The following is a 5,441-nucleotide window of genomic DNA, read 5'->3' on the forward strand; positions in this document are numbered from 1 at the left end:
TGGCATACACCAATCGAGATCTTCCTGCTTAATTTACGTCATTAAATTCGTTCAAGTTATTTCTTGCAATCTGCCAAACGCAAACTACGCAATAATTAAATCCTGCGTAAAAAATCGGATACAACACCAGTTGTTAAATCATGGTAAAATAAAAAATGTGCACTGGCGACCACCAATGCACAAGATGTCAACTTAGGAGCTGATACCCTTGAGGGTGTACTCTGTTGCGCTTGGCTGGTGGTGTATTGCCGTACACCAGAACAAGAGCGCTACCGTTAAGCTATCAGCCTAATTGTTGAATATAATATATTCTGATTACGCTTATATTATAGCATGGTTTAGCGACTTTGACGACCGTCTAGCTTTAGGGCTAGGCGGTTTTCTGCTTTAAAGCATGACTATAATTCCAGACCGTCGTCCTTTTCCTTATTTGCTGTTGCCCTCTTCTTTCGGTTTGCTTGCTTTTGCTGTTGTAACTCCTTATTACGTTTAGCCGCTAACAACCGCGCTCGTTGTCGCTTCTTTTGATATAACCGTGCTGCTTCTAATTGCTTATTATGTAGTTCAAGCTGTCGAATACGTTTCTTTTCGCGGGCAGTTTGAGTGTTCACAACTCTCCATGTTGGAATTTTCTTTGGCTTTTCAAGCAATTCATCAAGCTGCTCATCACTCATCATATTCACATCGAATGACATTAACTCCAGCCCCCTTTCTTATAAATTTTCCAATCCAAAAATGCACACATTATTAAGCTAATTGGTGCTACTGCTAACTTTTGCCATCCAGGCGTAACCGCAACAACGGCCACTAAGATAACCAATTCGATGCCAAAGACAATAAGGAAAGTCATGAAATTACCCAACATAGTGGCAATTTGTCTCACTGATTGCTGACTTGCTTTGGCGCTAAGTTTTGCACTTGCACTGGCTTCTTCAGCACTCTCACGTTCTTTGGTAAAGTCTTGGCTCACGGCCGTCTTGATAATTTCATCAACCGATAATCCTGTATCCTTCTTTAGTTGCTGGTAAACGTCATTAGTAACTTCTTCTGTATGGTGAGTAATCCCGTTACGCATAGCCAAGATTAAGTTACGCATCGTTGGTACTAACCGATTATTAACTGCTTGAGTGTAATTCTCCAAATATTTACTAGCTTGGTCCAAGTCGGCTACTTTAGCAATACATTCTTGGGTCTTCTGATCAAGATTTTGTTCCCGTAAATTAATGTCAGCTTCAAGCCTGCCAACTTTCTGCTCCATTGCATCGACCCGACCAACTAGCCCATCTGAATAACCAATGGCTCGGGCATCAGCTACTGCTTTAACCACTTTAGAGCTCTGGTCCTTCAGCTGTTCTTTTAGTGTTTGCTTGCTTTCGTCGAGCTTGCCGCTCAAGCTGTCGACGTGTTTCGTCACTTGATTCACGTCGTCTTGCTTTGCTGACTCGTCGATGAGAAAGTCGAGCTTCTTTGCAAGATCTCTGTTTCTGCTCTTCAGCCTTGGCGGCTTCACTTCGTTGTCGGTTGAGTTGGTTGAGTCGCTGTTGTCTAGCAGTTCTGATTCGAGCATCTCTTGCCATCGTTTTGATTTTTTCGAATTCTTCATCTTTTGATTGTCGTCGTTCATTAGTATCTTCCTCCACTTCTTTATCTTTCTGCTTAAAGTAACTTGTTAAATAACTTTTAGTAAACGTTTGGCCCAAACCGCGAGTTGACAAAACTTTACCGTTTTGTTTATCTACTCGTTGATAAAAGTCACGAACTTTGTATGACTTACCATGAACCGTTTGATGGTAAGTCCAGGCGCTTCCCTTCTGGCGTTCAGTCACAGTTATTCCAGAATCATTTAAACGCCGGATAAACTCCTTGAGTGAGCTTACTTCATTCTTCACTTGACTGATTATCTTCTTTAAGCTCTGTTGCCATTCAGAACGGGTCGTTAGGTTTTTAATATCTTGTCTTTCTTGTTGGTTATGTATTGGATTAGTCCAATTATGACCAGTAACACGTTGATAGTTATCGGTCATTTCGTGATCAAAGTTGGTTCTCAGTTTATGTATGTTGAAACGGTTGGTTGAAATAGTTCGGCCGTTCTGTTTAATAGTGTTGAATACGACATGTGCATGCAGTTTCCCACCTTGCCCATCCGCTTGAATTACAATTACCGATTGGGCATCGGCAAAATGTTGATGGACAAAGTGTTGAACCAGAGCTAATGCTTGCTTGGCTTGTAAGTTGAGGTCTGTAGTGTCAAATTCATCTTCTGAGAAAGAAATAATTAAAGTTTGTGCTTGGTACATTCGTTTGGGGTTATGTGCCTTCCTTAAATTTGACATAAATTGTCGTTCCAGATATGCTCCATTTTGGACATTTGTTATACGACCATTTGAATCATGCAACAGCTTAATGTTAAAGCCGTCACACGCTAGCACTCGCTGCGACGTTTTTTTTGTACTATGTGGTGGTTCCTGAAACAAATATTGTAAACGTTTATAGCTACTACGACACGAGTGAGTTTCCAGGACTGACAACTTCACCACCTGCTTCCAGCTTAGCTTGTCCGGTATCATTTTTTAGATTGATGATTTCTTGTTGCAATTCAGCTAAAACACGACTATTTTCGACTAGCTGCTTAGCAACCCACCGCCATAAGTCGTCATCGGTTAAATCGTCATCTTCTTGTTCGGCTTGTTGCTTTGCAGCATTCAAAACATGCGCAATCTGGTTAAGATTATTCCCCGATTTCGTAATTGTATACATAATAGCTTGGAGTTGTTGCTGAATATCGGCATATTGATCACGCACGATAGACAACTCCGACGATGATTTAGTATCTGTCAGACCATGGATTGCCTCAACTAACGGTAGCCGGTCTTGATTATTCAATTGTTGGACTAAAGCCGTCACGGCATCACGCTTACCCTTTTGCCAGTTCTCTTTAGCTTGCATTAATAGCTTCTCATCCTCAATCATTTGTCGCACTGCTTTCGAAGTACCTGCAATACCAAATTCACGCTTTACCGATTCAAAATCGGCAAGTTCATTTTCACTTAATCGGGCTTGAATCAATTTATTCTTTAATGGTTCCATCCATTCTTGACCTCCTCAGTTTGCCTGACGGCAAAAGAAATTTTCAGTCTTCACGTGCTCGTGACAACGACTGACTAAATTCCTCATTTCGTCGGGTTCGTTTGTTTTTTGTATTGGTCTAGACCAATTATTCAACTATATTATAATACAAGAACAAACGAACTTGCAAGCAATTAAATTCGTAATATCAAACAAGTTTGTAATACGAATTATAGCTTGGCGAGGAGCCTGCGAGGCTTCCCTGCACCCTGTCGAGCGATCAGATATTACATTCAAAAATGAGTACCTTGAGATTGCATTCAAGGCCATTTCGAGATTTCACATCTGATTTACTTATGTTTTCGTCATAAGTAACAACACCGACCAGCTGTACTTGCCAACTGGACCAACAATTTCTTTTTGAATCACCAAAAAGAAACAAAAAATGACTACCTTATCAATCAACGATAAGGTAGCCAACAGTTGCTTACTTTAATCCAAAGTAAGTAAACTAGATAAATTGTATTAGGAAACACACATTAGTTTTCTTTTTTATGCTTCGCTAGCTTACGGCATAGCTTATTTACTGTACCGAGATTATGCTTATATTCAGGGTGTTCATCAATCATTTTAGAATATGTATCATAAGTACCAAGAGTCCTAAAACGACGGCCAACGGCATAATGGTAGATACTGTAGCTATTTTCCTTAACTTCCGAAGTTAAAGGATAGGCATATGAAACAACAACATATACACGTGTACTATTAGGATCTTTAATTCCGCAACCATTCTCCATTCCGACCTCTTTACCGTACCTAGTAACAATAACGCGCTGGTAAACTACTAATTGAAAATGTGATGAATCTAGTGTCATAGTGATGACTTCCTTTCTGGAATTTTATCGTTATTATGTTTGATTGGCTTAACAGCACCTTGTCGACGTCGTAGCGTCACTGGCTCCGGTGCATTCCAGTCAATTTTATTGTTATTAACTTTTAGCCATTTCTTAGCTCTTGCTACATCTATAATACGAACACCTCGTCCGGCGGGTTTGGTAATCCATCCACCATTTTCAGTTAAAATCTCAGGATACTTATGAATGACATAATACTTGACCCATTCGCGTGATTTGTTATGAAATAACTTATGAAGTGAATCTTCAAAGGTCATTTGTTGAGGTGACTCGAAATTTCTACTTTGCTGAATCTTTTCTACAACTTTACTGGCAATTTGATCAACAATTTGATTAGCGATCAAGACATTCCTTTCTAGACCACTAAAAAACGGTAGTACAGAATCTGAGATCAGTATTTATACTCGAAAGGACTATCATCCTTTAGTGATCTCAAATCCCGTGCTACCGGTAATTTGTTTATTTTAAGTGCTCTTCGCTGCTTCTCAATTGTTTCAGGGCAGTTGGTCTCTGCCTGCGATAGAGTATCTATCACGGTCCTATTCCTATTTCGTCGTTTCAGACGGCTTCCTGTAACTTATTTGACTTCAGTTATCAGAACATTACGGCCTACTGGCAACTAGTTTACACTAATTTATTTAATTGTTAGAAGATTGGTTGCTTCCCTCTCTTCACTATTTATAGTACTACGTTTGAATCAAATGTCAACATAATTTGATGTAAAACTTTAAAAATGATTATATTTGATTTACTATACAGATAGTATCTTATATGAGAGGAAACATAACCACATGGAAGATTTAGAAAAAACAAGAAAACGTATCATAGCTAATCGTTTCAGATCAGCAGTTGTTCAGTATTTAACTGATAATAACATGACTCAAACAGCATTGGCCCGACGTGCAGGAATGTCACGTGCTGTGATCGCTAATATCATAGCTGGACGTATTCCAACATTTGAAACGGCAGTAGTGCTCAGCCGTATAATGAATTTAAGTCTTGACGAGATAACTGCTGGAAATATTGCAGATGTTCCTGACCCCAAGCAATTCAAAAAAATGTTTAAGACAGATGCTGTAAAAGAAATTGAGAAACTTTTAAGTAAGAGTAATTGGTATGGTAACGAATTCAAGGAACTTAGCGAAAAACAAAAACAGACAATATTAAGATTAATACGTGCTTATCTCAATTTAACCAAATCGGGAAATATAAGAAAAAAATGACTGCCTAGCTATTTAAAGACAAGGTAGTCACGTTAATAAATACTATTCTAGTAGAAAGGCAGATTGTAAAATTTAAGTTGAACATTTAAGTGGACAGAAAAAACCATCAAGGTCTTTAATGGTGTTACCACACAATCCATTAGAAAGAAGGACCTTGATGAGCACCACTATTTTATCATTTGAAGACCGCATTGTCATCGAAACGCTTCGTCATGAAAAGCGATCTCTTCGATATATC

General features: G+C 38.9%; 7 protein-coding genes and 1 pseudogene. 2 read left to right on the top strand and 6 right to left on the bottom strand.

Annotated features, from left to right (window positions below):
* Window positions 1–398 precede the first annotated feature (398 nt).
* The 6 genes from QOS01_RS10120 to QOS01_RS10145 form a co-directional block, all read right to left on the bottom strand.
* On the bottom strand, window positions 399–695 hold the full coding sequence (locus QOS01_RS10120; RefSeq protein ID WP_102816998.1) for a hypothetical protein: 297 nt from the start codon (window positions 693–695) through the stop codon (window positions 399–401).
* A complete protein-coding gene (locus QOS01_RS10125; RefSeq protein ID WP_283622240.1) occupies window positions 695–1,327 on the bottom strand; it encodes a hypothetical protein in 633 nt (210 codons plus the stop codon). Before QOS01_RS10125 ends, QOS01_RS10120 begins: the two co-directional genes overlap by 1 nt.
* A 1-nt stretch (window position 1,328) precedes the next feature.
* The gene (locus tag QOS01_RS10130) at window positions 1,329–2,333 is read right to left on the bottom strand and encodes a relaxase family protein (protein WP_408612503.1); all 1,005 of its coding nucleotides are present in this window, start codon (window positions 2,331–2,333) and stop codon (window positions 1,329–1,331) included.
* Window positions 2,334–2,496: 163 nt separating this feature from the next.
* Window positions 2,497–3,087 carry a hypothetical protein gene (locus QOS01_RS10135; RefSeq protein WP_283622242.1) on the bottom strand — a complete coding sequence of 197 codons (591 nt, stop codon included), beginning with the start codon at window positions 3,085–3,087 and terminating at the stop codon, window positions 2,497–2,499.
* Window positions 3,088–3,605: 518 nt separating this feature from the next.
* Window positions 3,606–3,941, bottom strand: coding sequence for a hypothetical protein (locus tag QOS01_RS10140; RefSeq protein WP_283622243.1), 336 nt, complete (start codon window positions 3,939–3,941; stop codon window positions 3,606–3,608).
* Window positions 3,938–4,324, bottom strand: a complete 387-nt coding sequence (locus tag QOS01_RS10145) for a hypothetical protein (RefSeq protein WP_283622244.1) — start codon at window positions 4,322–4,324, stop codon at window positions 3,938–3,940. The genes QOS01_RS10140 and QOS01_RS10145 overlap by 4 nt, the downstream gene beginning before the upstream one ends.
* Window positions 4,325–4,771: 447 nt before the next feature.
* On the opposite strand from QOS01_RS10145, the gene QOS01_RS10150 reads away from it, so the two are divergent.
* A complete protein-coding gene (locus tag QOS01_RS10150; RefSeq protein WP_242079265.1) occupies window positions 4,772–5,203 on the top strand; it encodes a helix-turn-helix transcriptional regulator in 432 nt (143 codons plus the stop codon).
* A 157-nt stretch (window positions 5,204–5,360) separates the two neighbouring features.
* A pseudogene (locus QOS01_RS10155) lies at window positions 5,361–5,441 on the top strand (helix-turn-helix domain-containing protein); the annotation flags it as partial.

It is taken from the genome of Limosilactobacillus avium (assembly GCF_947381485.1).
Taxonomy (GTDB): Bacteria; Bacillota; Bacilli; order Lactobacillales; family Lactobacillaceae; genus Limosilactobacillus; species Limosilactobacillus avium.